Annotated in this window: 1 protein-coding gene; it reads left to right on the forward strand. The window is 57.3% G+C overall.

Annotated elements, in window-relative coordinates:
* On the forward strand, window positions 1–445 hold a 445-nt coding region (locus M3223_RS23925; protein WP_251566292.1), incomplete at both ends, for an AI-2E family transporter.

Raw genomic sequence — 445 nt, forward strand, 5'->3', positions numbered from 1 at the left:
CTCAATCTGGTGTACAGCAAACTGCAGCATAACGACACCCAGTTTCCGACGGTGGTCGCCAGCCTGTTCGCCCATCTCCCCGGCTGGGCCAGAAGCTTCCTCGCCGATCATAACCTTGATAGCGCGCAGCAGATCCAGCAGCAGCTCTCTGATGCCGCTCTGAAAGGCGGTCAGTATCTGGCCGGCAGCGCGTTTCTGATTGGCAAAGGGACTTTTGGCTTCACCGTCAGCTTCGGCATCATGCTGTATCTGCTGTTTTTCCTGCTGAAGGATGGACCTTATCTGGTGTTGTTGATCCTCGAGTCTCTACCGTTATCAAGCTATGTGAAGCAGCATTTGTTCGCTAAATTCGCCGCTGTGGCCCGCGCCACGGTAAAAGGTACCGTCGCCGTGGCGCTGGCGCAGGGGGCGCTGGGTGGCTTTGCCTTCTGGATCGCCGGTCTTG

It is taken from the genome of Paenibacillus pasadenensis (assembly GCF_023715725.1).
Taxonomy (GTDB): Bacteria; Bacillota; Bacilli; order Paenibacillales; family Paenibacillaceae; genus Paenibacillus_O; species Paenibacillus_O pasadenensis_A.